This window comes from Stenotrophomonas sp. AS1, assembly GCF_048957655.1.
GTDB classification, from domain to species: Bacteria; Pseudomonadota; Gammaproteobacteria; order Xanthomonadales; family Xanthomonadaceae; genus Stenotrophomonas; species Stenotrophomonas bentonitica_A.
This window is the reverse complement of record NZ_JARVXM010000007.1, coordinates 76,781-93,741: the sequence shown is the minus strand read 5'-3', so window position 1 is coordinate 93,741 and position 16,961 is coordinate 76,781. Positions and strand designations below refer to the sequence as shown.

The following is a 16,961-nucleotide window of genomic DNA, read 5'->3' as shown; positions in this document are numbered from 1 at the left end:
ATCATCATGCAGCCCGTGCAAGACGCGGGTGCGTCAAAACGCCTCAGGCGTGGGCGAAATCGAAGGCCAGCACATCGGCGATGCGGCCGGTGCGGTTCATCGCCATCAGCAGCCGGTCCACGCCCACCGCCACCCCCGCGCAATCGGGCAGCGCCGGCAGGGCCGCCAAGAGGTGTTCATCCAGCGGCGGCAGCACGTCACCGCGCGCGGTACGGATGGCATGGTCGCGCTCGAAACGCGCGCGCTGTTCAGCCGCGTCGTTCAGCTCGTGATAGCCGTTGGCCAGCTCCACGCTGCCCAGGTACAGCTCGAACCGTTCGGCCAGCGGCGGCGTGCCCGGCCGAATTCTCGCCAATGCCGCCTGGGTCGCCGGCCAGTCATGCACCACCGTCATGGTGTCGTCACGGAAGTGCGGTTGGATGCAGTGGGTCATCAGCAGATCGAGCCAGTCATCCCGGGTCAATCCGTCCGCATCGATGCGGACCTCGGCCAGCGGTGCCTGCAGGTCTTCCAGGCTGGCCTGGAACGGGTCCAGCCCGACGTGCTGCTGGTAAAGACCACGGTAATCGATGACCTCCAGCGTCGCCTCGCGCTGGACCAGCTGCAGCGCATCGCGCACGAGAGCGGCGGTCTCGTCGATCAGGCGACGGTGGTCCCAGCCGACCCGGTACCACTCCAGCATGGTGAACTCGGGATTGTGGCGGCCGCCGGCTTCGCCGTTGCGGAACACACGACCCAGTTCGTAGCAGTCCCCCACCCCTGCCGCGAGCAATCGCTTCAGCGGGAACTCCGGCGAGGTGCGCAGCCAGCGTTGCGCGGTGCCCGCATCCACGTGCCCGCTGAAGCGGGTATGGAAGCTGTCGATGTTCGGCTCGGTATTGCCCGCTGCGGACAGGATCGGCGTTTCGACCTCGAGCACGGCGCGTGCGGCGAAGAAGCGGCGGATCAGTGCGTTGAGCGCGGCACGCTGGCGCAGCGCGGCGATCACGCGCGCGCGTCCTTCAGGCGCTTCGCCAGCGGCAGGGTCAGCAGATCGCGGGTGTCATCGACGTAGCCGGTGGCCAGGTACAGGCGTCGCGCCAGTTCGTTGTGATGGTTCACTTCCAGGCGCATGCGCTCCACGCCACGTGCGTTGGCGCGCTGTTCGAGGATGGCCAGCGCCTGCTTGCCGCGGCCCCGCCCACGCGCGGCATGGCTCAGGTACAGCTCATCGAGCAACGCAAAGTGGCCGCCCTGCTCCAGGCTGAAGCCCATCGCCAGTGCTCCATAGCCCACCACCGCGCCGGCCTCGTCCAGCCACAGCAGCACTTCACCGTTGCGCGGATCTTCCAGCAACGCGGCCAGCGCGTTCCGCACACGGGTGTCTTCGAAGTCGAGTTTGTCTTCGGCGTAGAAATCACGCATCAGCCCGATCAGCAACTCGGTGTCGGCGACGGTGGCCAGGCGGAAATCGAGGGGAACGGTCTGCATGCGGTTTCTCTTGTTCAGTGCTGCGCGAGGAAGGCGATCAGCTGGTCTTCGTCCCAGACCGGCACGCCCAGCTCCTGCGCCTTGGTCAGCTTGGAACCGGCCTCGGCACCGGCGACCACGAAGGAGGTTTTTTTCGACACACTGCCAGCCACCTTGGCGCCGAGCGCTTCCAGCCGGGCTTTGGCCTCGTCGCGGTTCATCTGCGTCAGCGTGCCGGTCAGCACGGCGGTCTGTCCATCCAGAGGGCCTGCGACCTGGTCGGCCTGCTCCGGCGCCAGTGCCAGCAGCTTCCGGCGGTATTCCTCGGCCTTGAGCAGCATCGGGCCGTGGCCTTCGCTGTCGAGCCAGTCGGCCAGCCCGAGGGCTACCTCGTTCGGCAGGCCAGCGGCCACGAAACGCACCGGCTCGGCGTCCAGCACCGAGGCCGCATCCGGCAACATGGCCACCAGCTTCTCCGCGCGCAGCCGGGTGATGCCCGGAATCTCCGCTTCGACCAGCAGCTGCGCGAAATCCAGCCCCTCGCGCAACTTGGCGGTCGGCGGGTGCACATCGCTGATGCGCACCTGGCCGACCTGCAGCAACGCATCGATCGCCTCCTGGTTGCCGGCCTGTTCGAAGAAGTGGCCGAGCGAACGCGCCACTTCGCCGCCGATGTCGGGCACGCGCTTGAACAGCGGCCAAGGCAGATGACGGATCAGTTCGAGATCGCCGAACCAGGTCGCCAGGGCCTTGGCGGTGCTCTCGCCGACATGCTCGATGCCCAGCGCGAACAACAGCCGCTCCAGCGTGGTGGTGCGGCTGGCGTCGATCGCGGCGATCAGGTTGTCGGCCCACTTGGTCGCGATCTTCTTCGTGTTCCAGGCGAACGTGGCCGGCATCGCCAGCGCCTGCGCGCGCCATGCCTCGTCGCTGCCATCGAGCTTGAGGATGGCCCTCAGGTAATCGCCGCTGCCTTCCGGCGGCAGGTGCAGGCCGATCTGGCTGGCCAGCGCCTCGGGCGATTCGGCATCCAGCACCAGCTTGAGCTGCAGCAGCTGATCGCGCTGCAGGCGGTACAGATCGGCTACGCCGCGCACGATACCGGCGTCGACCAGGGTCTCGATGTACTTGCCGCCCAGGCCGTCGATATCCATGGCGCGGCGCGACGCGAAGTGCGCGATGGCTTCCTTGCGCTGCGCCGGGCAGCTCAGCTCACCCGAGCAGCGCCAGGCGGCCTCGCCCTCTTCGCGGACGATCTCCGAGCCGCACACCGGGCACTGCGAGGGCATCTGCCACGGCGTGGTGCCGGCGGGACGACGGTCGGCGATCACGCTGACCACTTCCGGGATCACATCACCGGCGCGGCGCACGATCACCGTATCGCCCACGCGCACATCCAGGCGCGCGATCTGGTCGGCATTGTGCAGCGTCGCGTTGGATACGATCACGCCGGCCACGGCGACCGGCGCCAGACGCGCGACCGGGGTCGCGGCACCCGTGCGGCCGATCTGGATCTCGATCGCCTCCACCGTGGTGGTCTGTTCCTGCGCCGGGAACTTGTGCGCGATCGCCCAGCGCGGTGCGCGCGCGACGAAGCCCATCTGTTCCTGGCCGGCGCGATCGTCGAGCTTGTAGACCACACCGTCGATATCGAAGGCCAGGCCATCGCGGCGTTCGCCGATGTCGCGGTAATAGGCGAGCAGCCCGTCGGCGCCCTCCACCACCTGGCACAGGTCACTCACCGGCAGCCCCCACGCGCGCAGCTGCGCCAGCGTGGCCGAATGCGTAGGCGGCAGCTCGCCGCCTTCAACCTGGCCGGTGCCGTAAGCGTAGAAGCTCAGCTTGCGCCTGGCGCTCATCTTCGGATCGAGCTGGCGCAGCGAGCCGGCGGCGGCGTTGCGCGGATTGGCCAGCACTTTGCCGTCATGCAGGCGCGCATCGGCGTTGTAGGCCTCGAAGTCGGCACGGGCCATGTAGACCTCGCCGCGCACTTCCAGCACCGCTGGCCAGCCCTCACCCCTGAGCACCGGCGGGATCACACTGATCTGGCGGAGGTTCGCGCTGACATCCTCGCCGGTGGCGCCATCGCCACGGGTCGCCCCCTGCACGAAACGGCCCTCCTCGTAGCGCAGGCTGATCGCCAGGCCGTCAAGCTTCGGTTCGGCGGAAAAATACAGCGTGCTGCGACGCAGGCGCTCGCTGATGCGGCGCACGAAATCCTGGACTTCCTCATCACTGAAGGCATTGCCCAGCGACAGCATCGGCACCGCGTGACGGACCTCGGCGAAACGGGAGGACGCCTTGCCACCGACCTGCCGGGTCGGCGAATCGGCCGCGGCCAGCTCCGGGTGTGCCTGCTCGATCGCCTCCAGCTCGCGCACCAGCAGGTCGTACTCGACGTCGGGGATCAGCTGCTCGTCGCGCTCGTGGTATGCCTTGCCGGCATCCTCGATCTGGCGGCGCAGGACGTCGGCACGTGCGGCGGGGCTGGGGGTCATGCGGGAGGCGATCCTGGTGGGGCATTCAATTTTACCCCTCCCCCCGCTCCTGCGCGCAGTGAAGAACGCTTGCCGCCGATCCGCCGTGGCGCTAGCGTGCGCCGAACCCCTTGTTTCCGGTGCCCCGTGACGCCTGCCCCCACCACTTCCCGTCGCTCGTTCCTGCAGTTGGCCGGTGCCGGCCTGGCGTTGTCCGGCCTGGGCGTGCTGCCTGCATCCGCCGCGCCGTCGCGTGCGCTCCCCGCCAGCACAGGACCGGTGCTGCTGAACTTCAACGAATGCCCGTATGGGCCATCACCGGCTGCGCAGGCGGCGGCGCGCGACATCATCGCCAGCAGCGGGCGGTATCTGTTTGCTCTGGCCGGCGAGCTGCGCGATCTGTTCGCCCAGCAGGAAGGCATCGACAAGGATCACGTGCGGCTGTATCCGGGCTCGAGCGAGCCACTGAACCGGGCGGCCGTGCTCTGGACCTCGCCTGGTGCGGGGCTGGTGGTCGCCGATCCCACCTTCGAGGCGCTGGGCGATCTTGCCGCGGCGCGTGGGGCCACGGTGGCCAGGGTGCCGCTGCGCGCCGACGGGGCACACGACGTGCATGCGATGGCGGCGGCTGCCGCGACGGTCAATGCCGGCCTGCTGTATCTGTGCAACCCCAACAATCCCACCGGTTCGATCACCCCGGCGGCCGACATTGCCTGGCTGCTGGCCAACAAGCCGGCCCAGACCCGCGTGCTGGTGGACGAGGCCTACCTGCAGTACAGCGAGCAGCGCTCGGTGATCGGCCAGGTGATGCAGCGCGACGATGTGATCGTGCTGCGCACCTTCTCCAAGCTCTACGGCATGGCCGGCCTGCGCCTGGGGGTGGCGGCCGCGCATCCGGACCGGCTGAAGGAACTGGCCAGCCTGGGCGACAACCCGCTGCCGGTCACCGCGATGGCGGCGGGACTGGCGAGCCTGCGTGATCCGGGATTGATCGCGCAGCGCAAGGCGGAGAATGCCCTGGTACGGCAGGAGACCATCGGCTGGCTCGGTAAGCGCGGCTTTAGCTGTGTGCCGTCGGAAGCAAACTGTTTCGTGGTCGATGTGCAGCGCGACGGCGCGGCGTTCTCTGCGGCGATGGCCGAACAGGGCGTGGTCATCGGGCGCAGCTGGCCGATCTGGCCGCAGCGGGTGCGCGTGACGGTGGGCACCGCGGCCGAAATGGCGCGGTTCCGTGCGGCCTTCGACACGATGGTCAGCCAGAACAGGTAGAGCCGACCGTTGGTCGGCTCTACGGCAATCACCAGCGCGGGGCCTTGGTCAGCGGCGGGGCCTGGTGCTGGCGGTCGTAGGCGCGCAGCTCATCACGGATGTGCGCGATGCGCTGGCGACCCAGGGCATTGCGGCTGTCATCGAGCACGACGCCATCGAGCAGCTCGCCCATGCGCTGCACGGTCGGCAGCATCTTTTCCCAGGCGTCCAGCGCGGTCAGCGGCGCCGGCAGGGTCAGGAAGAAGGCGATCGCCGGCGTTTCCATCTCGCGGATGTTGGCCATATCGAAACTGCCCGGCTTCATGATGCTGGCCATCGAGAAGATCGGGCCGCGCTCGGGGTGGCCTTCGACCAGGCGGTGGAAGACATTCATGTGGCCGAACACCAGGCCGGTCTTTTCCGCAGCAACGACGATGTCCTCGCCACGCAGCTGCTCGCCCGCGCGCGCAGCGACGAACAGCGAGACGATCTTGTCGAAATCCTGCGTCGCACGCTTGCCCAGGTCGCTGGCCGGCGCGGCGTCCACGTCCGGCAGGCCCAGCTCGGGCTGGGTGACGCCGTCTTCGCCGACAACGGGAGCAGCGCCCTCGGCCGGGCTCTCGCCCTCGCCCAGCACGGGCTCACGGCGCTTGCCGCTGGTGCTCTCGGCACCTTCGACGCGACGGCCCTGCACTTTCTTTTTCGGACGGCCAAACAGGAAGATCGCAGCGATCAACAGCAGGCCGGCGGCCAGGATGCCGATGCGGAGCAGTGCCATGTCGGACATTCGGGGGGGTCTCCGGCTAAATCATTCAGGTACTTAAGGATGGCACGTCAAGCCGCGCCCGCCAATCGTGCGGCTTCCTCCAGGTCGACACTGACCAGTCGGCTGACGCCCGGTTCGCGCATGGTCACGCCGGAGAGCTGGTGGGCAGCTTCCATCGTGGCCTTGTTGTGGCTCACAAACAGGAACTGAACCTTCTCGCTCATTTCCTTGACCATGTTGGCCAGGCGACCGACGTTGGCTTCGTCCAACGGCGCGTCCACCTCGTCCAGCAGGCAGAACGGTGCCGGGTTGAGCTGGAAGATCGCAAACACCAGCGCCACCGCGGTCATCGCCTTCTCGCCACCGGACAGCAGCGAGATGCTCGACACCCGCTTGCCCGGCGGCCGCGCCATGATCGCAACACCGGTGTCGAGCAGGTCTTCACCTGTCAGCTCGAGGTAGGCGTGGCCACCACCGAACAGGCGCGGATACAGCTGCTGCACACCGGCGTTGACGCGGTCGAAGGTGTCCTTGAAGCGGCCGCGGGTCTCGCGGTCGATCTTGCGGATCGCGTCCTCCAGGGTTTCCAGCGCGGTGGTGAGGTCGGTGTTCTGCGCATCCAGGTACTCCGAACGCTGCGACGCCTCGCCGTATTCCTGGATGGCGGCCAGGTTGACCGGCTCCAGCCGGCGCATGCGGCCATCGATCTGGTGCACGGCCTGTTCCCAGTCGGTGACCCGCGCATCCTCGGGCAGGCTGTTGATCACGTCCTGCAGCACGAAGCCGGCCTTCTCCACCGAGGCCGACAGCTGGTCGGCACTGAGCACCAGTGCCTGCTGGTCGAGCTTGCGCTGGGAAATGCGCTCGCGCTGCGCCAGCGCCTGTTCGTCGCGCTGGTGGCGGGTCTGCTCGAACGTGCGCAGTTCGGCATCGATGCCATCGAGCAACGTACGGGCTTCGCCCAGCACGCGGTCGGCACGCACGCGCTCGCCCAAGGCGTTCTGGTGTTCGGCTTCGAGCGCCTTGACCGGCGAATCACCTTCGTCCAGCTGCGAATGCAGTTCACCCAATCGCGTATCCAGCTGCCCACGCTGGGTACTCATGCGCTCCAGCGCCTGGCTCAGCGAGGCGATCTGCGCGCGTTGCGATTCCAGCGTCAAGGCGAGCGAATGCGCCGCCTCGCGCACGTTGCGGGCCTGGTCGCGGGCCTGGTCGCGGGCATCGGTAAGCTGGCGACGCTCGCCTTCCAGCGCGGCGCGGACCGATTCCAGGTCGCCCATGCTGGTGACCGCATCGTCCAGCCGCGAACGTGCTTCGCGCACCTGCTCGCGACCGGCATCCAGCGTCTCCAGCAATTGCACCAGCTCGCCTTCGATGCGGTCGATGCGGGTGCGTGCGGCCTCCACCTTGCCCTGCTGGCTCTGCAGCTGGCCACCGAGCTCGGAAACGCTGCGATGGGCCAGGTACAGCTGGCGCTGCGCGTCTTCGCGTTGCTGCTCACCGGCCAGCAACTGGTCACGGAAGCCGGACAGCTGCTCTTCCAAGGCCGCTTCGCGGTCCTGCAGTGTTTCAATCTGCTCGCGCAGGGTGACGATCTCGCGTTCGCGCAGCAGCGCGCCCTGCTTGGCCGCGCCGGAGCGCGACACGCGCACCCAGCCCTCGCCCAGCCGCTCGCCACCGCGGGTGATGACCGAGTCGCCCTCGCCCAGCGTCGCCTGCAGCGCACGGGCGGACGCGAGATCCTCGGCGGCATGCAGGCGTGCCAGCAGCCGACGGATCGCCGTCGGGCCCTGCACTTTCGCGGCCAGCGAGGTCGGCGCGACGTCCAGCGCGTCCTGCTCGGCCGAGACCAGCGCGATACGGCCTTCGCCGAGTTCGCCCAGCGCGTCCACCAGCGATGCCGGGGAATCGACCAGCACGCCCTCGATCAGCTGGCCGAGCGCGCTTTCCACGGCGTTTTCCCAGCCGCTCTCCACGGTCAGGCGTTCGCCGACACGCGCGCCCGAATCCAGCCCACGTGCCTTCAGCCAGGCCACCGCGGCGCCCTGCTCCTGGCCTAGTGCGGCCTGCTGCAGGGTCTCCAGTGACGACAACCGGCCGCGGGCGGCCTGGGCCTGCTTGCGGATCTCGGCCAGCTCGGTCTGCCCGGCGCGCTGGCGGTCCTGCAGCCCGGCCACGGCATGCTTGCGTTCTTCCACCTGCTCGTTGAGCGTGTCCAGCGAGGCCTTCTGGGTCTCGTGCTGGAGGTGCAGTTCTTCGAACACCTCGGCCAGGGCGTCCAGATCCAGCCCGGCGCGCTCGGCCTGCAGCGACTCGCGGCGGCGATCGGCTTCCAGCACCTGGCGATCCAGATAATCCACGCGGGTGCGCTCGACTTCGCCTGCGCGTGAGGCTTCGGAGGTGCTGCGGGTATGGCTCTCCCAGCGCTGCTGCCAATCGGCCAGTCGGGCCTCGGCATCACGCAGGGCTTCCTGCTTGATCTCATTCTCTTCCTGCAACTGCTCCAGGCGCGGCTCGGCATCGTCCACTGCCTCGCGCAGCACCATCAGCTTGGCCTCATCGCCACTGATGTGCTGGCCCAGATCGGCCAGTGCCTGCTGCGCCTCATCGCGCGCCTTGTTCAGTCGCTGCGACATCTCGCGCTGATGCTGGATCTGCTGCTCCAGGCGGGCCAGCGTGCTGCCGACCTGGTAGACCTCGGCCTGCGCGGTGTTGAGCGCATCGGAGGCCTCTTCGCGGCGCAGGCGGCTGGTTTCGATGCGGGCTTCGGCATCGCGCTGCTCGGCGATCAGCTGCTGCAGGCGGGTCTCCTCGCGCGAGAGTGCTTCGCGCAGGCCGCCCAGGCGGCCATCCAGCCCACGGTATTCCAGCGCCTTCCACTCGGCGTCCTTGACCTTGCGCTCTTCCTGCAGCGCCTGGTACTGCTCGGCCTGGCGCGCCTGGCGCTTGAGGTGCTCAAGCTGTTTGCCGATCTCCTCGCGCAGGTCGTTGAGGCGGTCCAGATTCTCGCGGGTATGCCGGATGCGGGTCTCGGTTTCCTTGCGGCGCTCCTTGTACTTGGAGATGCCGGCAGCTTCTTCCAGGTAGACCCGCAGATCTTCAGGCCGCGCCTCGATGATCTTGCTGATCATGCCCTGCTCGATGATCGAGTAGCTGCGCGGCCCCAGGCCGGTGCCGAGGAACAGGTCGGTGATGTCGCGGCGGCGGCACTTGGTGCCGTTGAGGTAGTAGTTGCTGCTGCCGTCACGGCTGACGGTGCGCTTGACCGAGATCTCGTTGAACGAGGCGTACTCACCGGTGATGGTGTGGTCGGTGTTGTCGAAGATCAGCTCGACGGCGGCCTGCGAGACGGGCTTGCGGGCGGAGGAGCCGGAGAAGATGACGTCGGTCAGCGAGTCGCCACGCAGGCGGCTGGCGGAGCTTTCGCCCATGACCCAGCGCACGGCGTCGATGATGTTCGATTTGCCACAGCCGTTTGGGCCCACCACGCCGGTCATGTTGGTCGGCAGGTGCAGCGTGGTCGGATCGACGAAGGATTTGAATCCGGACAGCTTGATCGTGGACAGACGCATGGCGTGATTGGGTTCCGGGCAAGGGCCTACGGCCGCCACCATAGTGGATGTCAGGTCAGCCAGCACCTCAAGCCCTTGATTTCAAACGAATTCAACAAGGCCAAGGGTGACGCAATGAAATGAGTATAGCTGGGCCAATGTTCCACGGGCGGGATGACCGGGCGTGGAGATCCCGTCGAGTTGATTCCGATGTCGCTTTGAGCCCGGCGCGACGGACTCCCCTGGCCACCGTTAAAGCGCAAGTCATTGATATTTATTGGTTACTGAACCGAGTCGCAGCCCCGCACAGCAGAAGCTGTGCAGAATGGACGGATGTACCGAGCGCTTTCATTTACCCCCACCTACGACGCGGCGACTGTTCCCGTGCTCGGAGGAAGCGCCTGGCTGGATGCCCGCGCCCCTTGGCCAACCAGCATTCATGGACACGCGTTGCTTCACCTGGCTAGTTTTCCTACCACATTCATTCGAAACCACGTCCCCGGATTGAACCTGGCCCCCGGGCTGACCATTTCTGTCTTCACGCCGTACCTCGCCTCGGGTGAGCAGAGATTCGAAGAAACCATGAACCACGGAGGTCGCGTGATTGCTCACTGGCCCGGGCATGAACAGGCAACCTCTTGCTGCGCGCCAATTGGGCCGCTCCGCATTTGCGCCGGCACGGCGATGGCCGAGGGCGAGACACCTCACGGAAGTTCGAAGATTGGTGGGCAGCCGTACTGGCTGCAGGATGACGAATCTCGGAGGGCCAGGCGTTCGTCCTTCAGTTCGACGAATTCGATCTTGATAAAGCAGCTCCAACACATCGAGGAATTCTGGCCGGTGGAATGGGCTATCTGTTGCTTGATCGCAATATTCAGTCAGCTTCGACGAACTGCGGTCGATTCGTCATCCAGACGACTTGAGAGCTGGCCATGCAGATACAGATCAGTGGCCAGTATGGCGACCCGCAGTCATGGGACCTTTTCGTGCCCCTCCAGAGACAGCTGAACATATGCTTCGAACGGCATGTGACGGGCAGCTATCTGCGGACCATCATGAAGTTTTCCATCGCGTTTCGCGTCTCTGGAATGGTCCAGGATTTTGAATCGAAAGGACCAGAGCGTTTGAAGCTGCTTGGCAAACAACACATATTGACGATGGATTTGGTCTATCCCTGTCAGCCTTGGAAGAGCATCGACAGGAACTCACTCGTGCCCGTTGTATCAGCAGATGTCGCCACATGCATCGACATGATGATCGGACGTGCGCGTCGCGCGGGAGAACTGCTCCAATACGAGCAACTGCGGATGGATGCCGCCAGTGCACTCGCGGAGTTTGAGCGCCACTTTCTGGGCGAGGTTGTCTAGCAAGAGTTCCTGCGGGACGGACAGCAAGTCGAGCATGGCTCGACTCTACATATCCAGCGCTCGCCCAAAACAAAACGGGCACCCTCGCGGGTACCCGTTTCAGTGACGCCCGCCTTTCGGCAGGAATCAGGCCTTTTCGGCTTCCACAACCACCTTGACGGTGGTTTCCACGTCGGCGTGCAGGTGAACAGTCACCTCGTACTCGCCCACGTTGCGGAAGGCGCCTTCGCCCAGGATCACTTCGCTCTTTTCCAGTGGCAGGCCGGCAGCGGTGAAGGCTTCGGCGATATCGCGCGGGCCGACCGAACCGTACAGCTTGCCTTCCGTCGAAGCGTTGGCAGCGATGGTCACGCTCTTGCCTTCCAGCTGCGCCTTGCGGGCTTCGGCATCAGCGTGGATCGACTGGGCCTTGGCTTCGTAATCAGCGCGCTTGGCTTCGAACTCGGCCACGTTGGTCGCGGTGGCCGGAACGGCCTTGCCGGTCGGGACGAGGAAGTTGCGGCCGTAGCCCGGCTTCACGTCGACCAGATCGCCCAGACCGCCGAGGTTGGTGACCTTCTGAAGAAGAATCAGCTTCATGGTGTAGCTCCAAATATGTATTCGTTAGCGAGGCCCAGGCCCCGCAGCGATGGCTGTCCGAATATCCGAACGGCAGATCCTTCACACCGCCCGACGCTTCACAGCGCGGGCGGCGGGGATCTGCGAAAGCGGCGACCAGCAGGCCGCCCGCCTTCATCAGACGTCGTGGTTGTCGGTGTACGGAATCAGGGCCAGGAAACGGGCGCGCTTGACGGCCGTTGCCAGCTGGCGCTGGTACTTCGACTTGGTACCGGTCACGCGGCTCGGCACGATCTTGCCGTTCTCGGTGAGGTACTGGCGCAGGGTGTTGAGATCCTTGTAATCGATCTCCTTCACACCTTCGGCCGTGAACTTGCAGAACTTGCGACGACGGAAGAACTTGGACATGTCAGTGCTCCTTAAGCGGCCGAAGCGGCGTCTTCGCCGGCATCGGTGTCAGCGGCGGCGGGGGTGGTTTCACCTTCTTCGTCATCACGACGACGACGCTCGCCACGCTCGGGCTTGTCACCCTTCTCGTCCTTGCTCTTCATGATCAGCGACTGCTCGGTGTCAGCTTCGTCACGCTTGATGACGAGGTTGCGCAGCACGGCGTCGTTGAAGCGGAAGCTTTCCACCAGCTCGCTCAGCACGGCCTGGTCGCACTCGATGTTGAGCATGACGTAGTGGGCCTTCACCAGGTTCTGGATCGGGTAAGCCAGCTGACGACGGCCCCAATCTTCCAGACGGTGGATGGTGCCGTTGCCGTTCTCGACCAGCGCCTTGTAGCGCTCGATCATGGCCGGGACCTGTTCGCTCTGGTCCGGATGGACCAGGAACACGACTTCGTAATGACGACTCATGTGTTTTTACCTTTCGGATGTGGCCCTTTGAGGGCCGGACAGCCCCCCGCAGGTGAACGCGGTGGGGCAAGGGTCCTGCCCGGAATCAGGCAGGAAGCCTCGCATTGTGGCAGCAGAAGGGGGCACAAGGCAAGCCGGGCGGGCTGAACAGGCCCGGCGTGCGGGCGATCAGGCCTTGTCGGCCTCGGTCGTGAAGCTCTCGCCGCAGCCACATTCAGCGGTGGCGTTCGGGTTCCTGAACGTGAAAGTCTCGCTCAGCCCGTGCTTGCCGAAGTCGATTTCGGTGCCGTCGACCAGCTCGAGGCTGGTGGCATCCACATAGATCCGGACCCCATCCTGCTCGAAGACGGTGTCGCCCTCGCGCTCATCGCGGGCCAGATCGGTGATGTGGCCCCAGCCGGAACAACCAGTGCGGGTCACGCCGAAACGCAGGCCCAGCGCGCCGGGCGTCTGCTCGACGAACTTCTGCACACGGGCAAAGGCAACAGGGGTAAGGCTTACGGCCATGACAGGCAACTCCAGCGGATCGTGATCATTATAGGCGCCCCGGACCGCAAGAAATGCCTCGCAAGCCGAACACCGCACCCGTTAAACTCCGTGTTCAGAGATCGAGTCGATCAACAGAGGATTCAAGTCATGACGGTGGTCAGCGTTGAACATGCGCTTGCCGGGAAGATCCCGGAAGGCGGCGAGGCAACAGTACGCGGATGGGTCCGCACGGTGCGCGGCTCTGCGGCGCTTGCCTTCGTCAATGTCACCGATGGCTCCTGCTTCGCCCCCATCCAGGTGGTGGCCAATGACACCCTGGCCAATTTCGACGACATCAAGAGCCTGACCCCGGGCTGCTCGGTGATCGCCCGCGGCACCCTGGTCAAATCCCAGGGCAAGGGCCAGTCCTTCGAGATCCAGGCCAGCGACATCGAGATCGTCGGCCTGGTCGAAGACCCGCTGACCTACCCGATCCAGCCCAAGCCGATGAGCCCGGAGTTCCTGCGCGAAGTGGCGCACCTGCGCCCGCGCACGAACCTGTTCGGTGCGGTCACCCGCATCCGCAACTGCCTGGCCCAGGCCGTGCACCGGTTCTTCCACCAGAACGGCTTCAACTGGATCAGCACCCCGATCGTGACCACGTCCGATGCCGAGGGCGCCGGCCAGATGTTCCGGGTCTCGACGCTGGACATGGCCAACCTTCCGCGCAACGAAAAGGGCGAGGTGGATTTCAGCCGCGATTTCTTCGGCAAGGAAACCTTCCTGACCGTGTCCGGCCAGCTGAACGTCGAGGCGTACTGCCTGGCGCTGAGCAAGGTCTACACGTTCGGCCCGACCTTCCGCGCCGAGAACTCCAACACCACCCGCCATCTGGCGGAGTTCTGGATGATCGAGCCGGAAATCGCCTTCGCCGATCTGGCCGAAGATGCGCGACTGGCCGAGCAGTTCCTGAAGTACCTGTTCCGCGCGGTGCTCGATGAGCGTGGCGACGACCTGGCCTTCCTGGCCGAGCGCGTGGACAAGAACGCGATCACCAAGCTGGAAGGCTTCATCAATGCTCCGTTCGAGCAGATCGACTACACCGAAGCGGTCAAGCTGCTGCAGAACTCGGGCAAGAAGTTCGACTTCCCGGTCGAATGGGGCCTGGACCTGCAGACCGAGCACGAGCGCTGGCTGACCGAAGAACATATCGGCCGCCCGGTGGTGGTGACCAACTACCCCGAGCACATCAAGGCCTTCTATATGCGCCTGAACGACGACGGCAAGACCGTCGCGGCCATGGATGTGCTGGCCCCGGGCATCGGCGAGATCATCGGCGGCAGCCAGCGCGAAGAGCGCCTGGATGTGCTCGATGCACGCATGGCGCAGTTCGGCCTGGACCCGGCGCACTACGGCTGGTACCGCGACTTCCGCCGCTACGGTTCGGTGCCGCATGCCGGCTTCGGCCTCGGCTTCGAGCGCCTGGTGGTATACGTCTGCGGCCTGAGCAACATTCGCGACGCGATCCCCTACCCGCGCGCACCGGGCAGCGCCGAATTCTGATCGACCTACGGAGGCACTGAACCATGACCCTGTTCTTCGCGCTGTGTTTCGTCGGCGTGGCGATCGCCGGGTTCAGTGCCTTCGTGATCTTCTGGCCGCTGACCCTGGTCCACATCCGCGACCGCCACCCGGCGCTGGCCAATCGCTTCGGCGCGGGTGCCTTCCTGCGCCCGGACGCGCTGCGCTGGCTGCTCGGCCGCGACTATCGGCAGAGCAGCGACCGCTCGCTGACCGGCCTGGCCACGCCGGCCTGGCTCTCGCTGCTCACCCTTCTTGCCGGACTGGGCATGGCTGCCCTGCTCTGGCTGCTTTCGATGGTACTGACATGAACGACGACACCTCCCACCACGACGAGTGGTTCCTGGCCAGCCTGGGCAACACCCTGATCTGGGCGCGCCTGCGCGTGCGCCCGGCCGGTACCGCCGAGGTGCTGGACAGCGACGGCAACACGCTGAGCTACGACAGCGAAGACACGGCTCGCTCGCAGCTGTTCGACGCCGAGTTCGTCGCCTACGACGGCCTGGATGAAGAGGACGCGCTGGTGCGCGGCTTCTCGCTGCATGAAGTGCAGCCGCCGCAGGCCGACAGCGACGATGCCCTGCACGGCCGCATGATCCAGAGCCTGGGCGCCCGCGCGTAACCGACGATGTTCATCCCGTCCGCCTTCGTCGAGACCGACCTGATCTGGCTGGACCGGCTGCTGGCGCGCGATGCGTTCGTCACCCTGGTGACCAACGGCGCCGACGGCTACCCGCAGGCCACGCGCCTGCCGGTGATGTACCGGCGCGATGCCGATGGCATCCTGATCGAAGGCCACTGGGCCAAGCCGAATCCGCAGGCCGGCCACGCCGGCCCGGCCTTGATGCTGGTGCACGGCCCGCATGCATACGTATCGCCCGGCTGGTATCCGGATAAAGTCGCGCAGGCACGTGTACCGACCTGGAACTATGCCGCCGCGGAACTGCGTGGCGTACTGGAACCGGTCACCGATGATGAGGCACTGATCGCGATGCTGGACGGCCTCAGCGCGCACTATGAGGCTGGCGTCGGCGGCGACTGGGACCTGCTGCCGATCGAGCCGCGCCAACAGCGCATGCTTGGCGGCATCGTCGGCTTCCGTTTCCGCCCGGCGCAGGTGCAGATCAAACTCAAGCTCAGCCAGAACCATCCCGAGGCCAACCAGACCAGCGTGATCGACGCGCTGTCGGCACTGGACGCCCCGGCATCACGCGAGCTGGCGCAGTGGATGCGCTGGCGCCGCGAGGGCGGCCCAGCCGCCGACTGACCCTCCCCACTCCTGCGACGACGCGGCCACCCTGGCCGCGCCTTGCCCCCACCCGACGTCAGGGACCCCGCACGATGAAAGACATCCACAAGCTGCTGCAGAACAACCGCGAATGGGCGGACCGGATCGAGAAAGAGGATCCGGAGTTCTTCCATCAACTGGCCAAGCAGCAGCACCCGGAATACCTGTGGATCGGCTGTTCCGATTCGCGCGTGCCCGCCAACCAGATCATCGGCATGGCGCCGGGCGAAGTGTTCGTGCACCGCAACGTGGCCAACGTGGTGGTGCACACCGACCTGAACTGCCTGAGCGTGATCCAGTACGCCGTGGATCAGTTGAAGGTGAAGCACATCCTGATCGTGGGCCATTACGGCTGCGGTGGCGTACACGCCAGCTTGAACAACACGCGCGTGGGCCTGGCCGACAACTGGCTGCGGCACGTGGGCGATGTGGCGCAGAAGCATGCAGCAATCATGGATGCGATCGAAGAGCCCGAACTGAAGCATGCACGCCTGTGCGAGTTGAACGTGATCGAGCAGGTGGTCAACGCCTGCCGCTCGACGATCGTGCAGGACGCCTGGGCGCGTGGCCAGAAGCTGATGGTGCACGGCTGGGTGTACAGCCTGAAAGACGGCCGGGTGCGCGAGATGGGCATCGACGTGGGCGCACCGGAAGAGCTGCAGGCCGCATACGAAAAGGCCCTGTCCTATGTTCCGCGCCACGGTCGGCGCGACTGATTCTTCCTCTTTCGGACAGCGCCCATGCTTGCCTCCCCCATCAATCTGCTTGCCTGGATCGAAGAGCACCGGCATCTGCTGAAGCCGCCGGTCGGCAACAAGATGATCGAGAACGGCGACTTCATCGTGATGGTGGTCGGCGGCCCGAACAGCCGCACGGATTTCCATTACGACGAAGGCCCGGAGTGGTTCTATCAGCTCGAGGGCGAGATGACGCTGAAGGTGCAGGAGGATGGCGCGGTACGCGACATTCCGATCCGCGCGGGCGAGATTTTCCTGTTGCCGGGCGGCGTGCCGCATTCGCCGCGCCGCCCGCCGGGCGGTGTGGGCCTGGTGGTGGAGCGCAAGCGGTTGGCGCATGAGCGCGATGGGTTGATGTGGTTCTGCGAGCAGTGCAATCACAAGCTGTACGAGGAGTTTTTCGCGCTGGAGAACATCGAGACGGATCTGCCGAAGGTGTTCGATCGCTATCACTCCTCGCTGGCGTTGCGCACGTGCGATGCGTGCGGGCATGTCGATCCGCTGCCTGAGAAGGTGGCTGTTGAGGGGTGATGGTTCGCTCGCTTCAAGGCGTCAGAGCTTGAGAGCCGGCGGTTGAGGTGACTGCGAGTGCATGCAGCAACTGTGTTGCT

Annotated in this window: 17 protein-coding genes; 8 read left to right on the top strand and 9 right to left on the bottom strand. The window is 65.8% G+C overall.

Features of this window, described 5'->3' with window-relative positions:
• Positions 1 to 43 precede the first annotated feature (43 nt).
• From epmA to ligA, 3 genes are read right to left on the bottom strand one after another with little or no spacing between them, the layout of a single operon-like run.
• A complete protein-coding gene (gene epmA / locus PV764_RS12100; RefSeq protein WP_421116684.1) occupies positions 44 to 988 on the bottom strand; it encodes an EF-P lysine aminoacylase EpmA in 945 nt (314 codons plus the stop codon).
• On the bottom strand, positions 985 to 1,470 hold the full coding sequence (locus PV764_RS12095; RefSeq protein WP_046273336.1) for a GNAT family N-acetyltransferase: 486 nt from the start codon (positions 1,468 to 1,470) through the stop codon (positions 985 to 987). Before PV764_RS12095 ends, epmA begins: the two co-directional genes overlap by 4 nt.
• Before the next feature lie 14 nt (positions 1,471 to 1,484).
• The gene (gene ligA, locus PV764_RS12090; protein ID WP_421116683.1) at positions 1,485 to 3,947 is read right to left on the bottom strand and encodes an NAD-dependent DNA ligase LigA; all 2,463 of its coding nucleotides are present in this window, start codon (positions 3,945 to 3,947) and stop codon (positions 1,485 to 1,487) included.
• Between the two features lie 126 nt (positions 3,948 to 4,073).
• Between ligA and PV764_RS12085 the strand changes: the two genes are divergently transcribed.
• Positions 4,074 to 5,195: a pyridoxal phosphate-dependent aminotransferase gene (locus PV764_RS12085; protein WP_421116682.1), complete on the top strand. Its 1,122-nt coding sequence runs from the start codon at positions 4,074 to 4,076 to the stop codon at positions 5,193 to 5,195.
• A 28-nt stretch (positions 5,196 to 5,223) separates the two neighbouring features.
• Here PV764_RS12085 and zipA read toward each other — a convergent pair whose 3' ends face one another.
• Together zipA and smc are read right to left on the bottom strand one after the other, a co-directional pair.
• Positions 5,224 to 5,961 carry a cell division protein ZipA gene (zipA, locus tag PV764_RS12080; protein ID WP_421116681.1) on the bottom strand — a complete coding sequence of 246 codons (738 nt, stop codon included), beginning with the start codon at positions 5,959 to 5,961 and terminating at the stop codon, positions 5,224 to 5,226.
• Between the two features lie 47 nt (positions 5,962 to 6,008).
• Positions 6,009 to 9,512 carry a chromosome segregation protein SMC gene (smc, locus tag PV764_RS12075; protein ID WP_421116680.1) on the bottom strand — a complete coding sequence of 1,168 codons (3,504 nt, stop codon included), beginning with the start codon at positions 9,510 to 9,512 and terminating at the stop codon, positions 6,009 to 6,011.
• A 911-nt stretch (positions 9,513 to 10,423) separates the two neighbouring features.
• Between smc and PV764_RS12070 the strand changes: the two genes are divergently transcribed.
• Positions 10,424 to 10,858 carry a hypothetical protein gene (locus tag PV764_RS12070; RefSeq protein WP_019184346.1) on the top strand — a complete coding sequence of 145 codons (435 nt, stop codon included), beginning with the start codon at positions 10,424 to 10,426 and terminating at the stop codon, positions 10,856 to 10,858.
• Positions 10,859 to 10,984: 126 nt separating this feature from the next.
• Here PV764_RS12070 and rplI read toward each other — a convergent pair whose 3' ends face one another.
• The 4 genes from rplI to PV764_RS12050 all read right to left on the bottom strand — a co-directional run bounded on the left by rplI (position 10,985) and on the right by PV764_RS12050 (position 12,783).
• Entirely contained in the window at positions 10,985 to 11,437 is a 453-nt protein-coding gene (gene rplI / locus PV764_RS12065) for a 50S ribosomal protein L9 (RefSeq protein WP_019184347.1), read from the bottom strand.
• Between the two features lie 156 nt (positions 11,438 to 11,593).
• Positions 11,594 to 11,824: a 30S ribosomal protein S18 gene (gene rpsR, locus PV764_RS12060; RefSeq protein ID WP_002804494.1), complete on the bottom strand. Its 231-nt coding sequence runs from the start codon at positions 11,822 to 11,824 to the stop codon at positions 11,594 to 11,596.
• Positions 11,825 to 11,835: 11 nt separating this feature from the next.
• A complete protein-coding gene (gene rpsF / locus PV764_RS12055; RefSeq protein ID WP_019184348.1) occupies positions 11,836 to 12,276 on the bottom strand; it encodes a 30S ribosomal protein S6 in 441 nt (146 codons plus the stop codon).
• A 168-nt stretch (positions 12,277 to 12,444) separates the two neighbouring features.
• Positions 12,445 to 12,783 (bottom strand): HesB/IscA family protein, encoded by a 339-nt coding sequence (locus PV764_RS12050; protein WP_019184349.1) that lies wholly within the window; start codon positions 12,781 to 12,783, stop codon positions 12,445 to 12,447.
• A gap of 129 nt (positions 12,784 to 12,912) precedes the next feature.
• Between PV764_RS12050 and asnS the strand changes: the two genes are divergently transcribed.
• The 6 genes from asnS (at position 12,913) to PV764_RS12020 (ending at position 16,881) form a co-directional block, all read left to right on the top strand.
• Positions 12,913 to 14,307, top strand: a complete 1,395-nt coding sequence (asnS, locus tag PV764_RS12045; protein ID WP_019184350.1) for an asparagine--tRNA ligase — start codon at positions 12,913 to 12,915, stop codon at positions 14,305 to 14,307.
• A gap of 23 nt (positions 14,308 to 14,330) precedes the next feature.
• Positions 14,331 to 14,636, top strand: a complete 306-nt coding sequence (locus PV764_RS12040; RefSeq protein ID WP_019184351.1) for a hypothetical protein — start codon at positions 14,331 to 14,333, stop codon at positions 14,634 to 14,636.
• Positions 14,633 to 14,947, top strand: a complete 315-nt coding sequence (locus tag PV764_RS12035) for a hypothetical protein (RefSeq protein ID WP_046273331.1) — start codon at positions 14,633 to 14,635, stop codon at positions 14,945 to 14,947. Before PV764_RS12040 ends, PV764_RS12035 begins: the two co-directional genes overlap by 4 nt.
• A gap of 6 nt (positions 14,948 to 14,953) precedes the next feature.
• Positions 14,954 to 15,592: an FMN-binding negative transcriptional regulator gene (locus PV764_RS12030; RefSeq protein WP_421116679.1), complete on the top strand. Its 639-nt coding sequence runs from the start codon at positions 14,954 to 14,956 to the stop codon at positions 15,590 to 15,592.
• 74 nt (positions 15,593 to 15,666) lie between these two features.
• Complete coding sequence (gene can, locus PV764_RS12025; RefSeq protein ID WP_019184354.1) at positions 15,667 to 16,329, top strand: carbonate dehydratase; 663 nt, start codon at positions 15,667 to 15,669, stop codon at positions 16,327 to 16,329.
• Positions 16,330 to 16,353: 24 nt separating this feature from the next.
• The gene (locus PV764_RS12020; protein ID WP_019184355.1) at positions 16,354 to 16,881 is read left to right on the top strand and encodes a 3-hydroxyanthranilate 3,4-dioxygenase; all 528 of its coding nucleotides are present in this window, start codon (positions 16,354 to 16,356) and stop codon (positions 16,879 to 16,881) included.
• Positions 16,882 to 16,961 lie beyond the last annotated feature (80 nt).

Excerpts from the sequence above, each read along its gene's own strand:
- zipA (WP_421116681.1), bottom strand. The coding sequence starts at position 5,961 with ATGTCCGACATGGCACTGCTCCGCATCGGCATCCTGGCCGCCGGCCTG.
- smc (WP_421116680.1), bottom strand. The coding sequence starts at position 9,512 with ATGCGTCTGTCCACGATCAAGCTGTCCGGATTCAAATCCTTCGTCGAT.
- can (WP_019184354.1), top strand. The coding sequence starts at position 15,667 with ATGAAAGACATCCACAAGCTGCTGCAGAACAACCGCGAATGGGCGGAC.
- PV764_RS12035 (WP_046273331.1), top strand. The coding sequence starts at position 14,633 with ATGAACGACGACACCTCCCACCACGACGAGTGGTTCCTGGCCAGCCTG.
- ligA (WP_421116683.1), bottom strand. The coding sequence starts at position 3,947 with ATGACCCCCAGCCCCGCCGCACGTGCCGACGTCCTGCGCCGCCAGATC.
- PV764_RS12050 (WP_019184349.1), bottom strand. The coding sequence starts at position 12,783 with ATGGCCGTAAGCCTTACCCCTGTTGCCTTTGCCCGTGTGCAGAAGTTC.
- PV764_RS12020 (WP_019184355.1), top strand. The coding sequence starts at position 16,354 with ATGCTTGCCTCCCCCATCAATCTGCTTGCCTGGATCGAAGAGCACCGG.
- rpsF (WP_019184348.1), bottom strand. The coding sequence starts at position 12,276 with ATGAGTCGTCATTACGAAGTCGTGTTCCTGGTCCATCCGGACCAGAGC.
- asnS (WP_019184350.1), top strand. The coding sequence starts at position 12,913 with ATGACGGTGGTCAGCGTTGAACATGCGCTTGCCGGGAAGATCCCGGAA.
- PV764_RS12030 (WP_421116679.1), top strand. The coding sequence starts at position 14,954 with ATGTTCATCCCGTCCGCCTTCGTCGAGACCGACCTGATCTGGCTGGAC.
- rpsR (WP_002804494.1), bottom strand. The coding sequence starts at position 11,824 with ATGTCCAAGTTCTTCCGTCGTCGCAAGTTCTGCAAGTTCACGGCCGAA.
- rplI (WP_019184347.1), bottom strand. The coding sequence starts at position 11,437 with ATGAAGCTGATTCTTCTTCAGAAGGTCACCAACCTCGGCGGTCTGGGC.
- PV764_RS12040 (WP_019184351.1), top strand. The coding sequence starts at position 14,331 with ATGACCCTGTTCTTCGCGCTGTGTTTCGTCGGCGTGGCGATCGCCGGG.
- PV764_RS12095 (WP_046273336.1), bottom strand. The coding sequence starts at position 1,470 with ATGCAGACCGTTCCCCTCGATTTCCGCCTGGCCACCGTCGCCGACACC.
- PV764_RS12070 (WP_019184346.1), top strand. The coding sequence starts at position 10,424 with ATGCAGATACAGATCAGTGGCCAGTATGGCGACCCGCAGTCATGGGAC.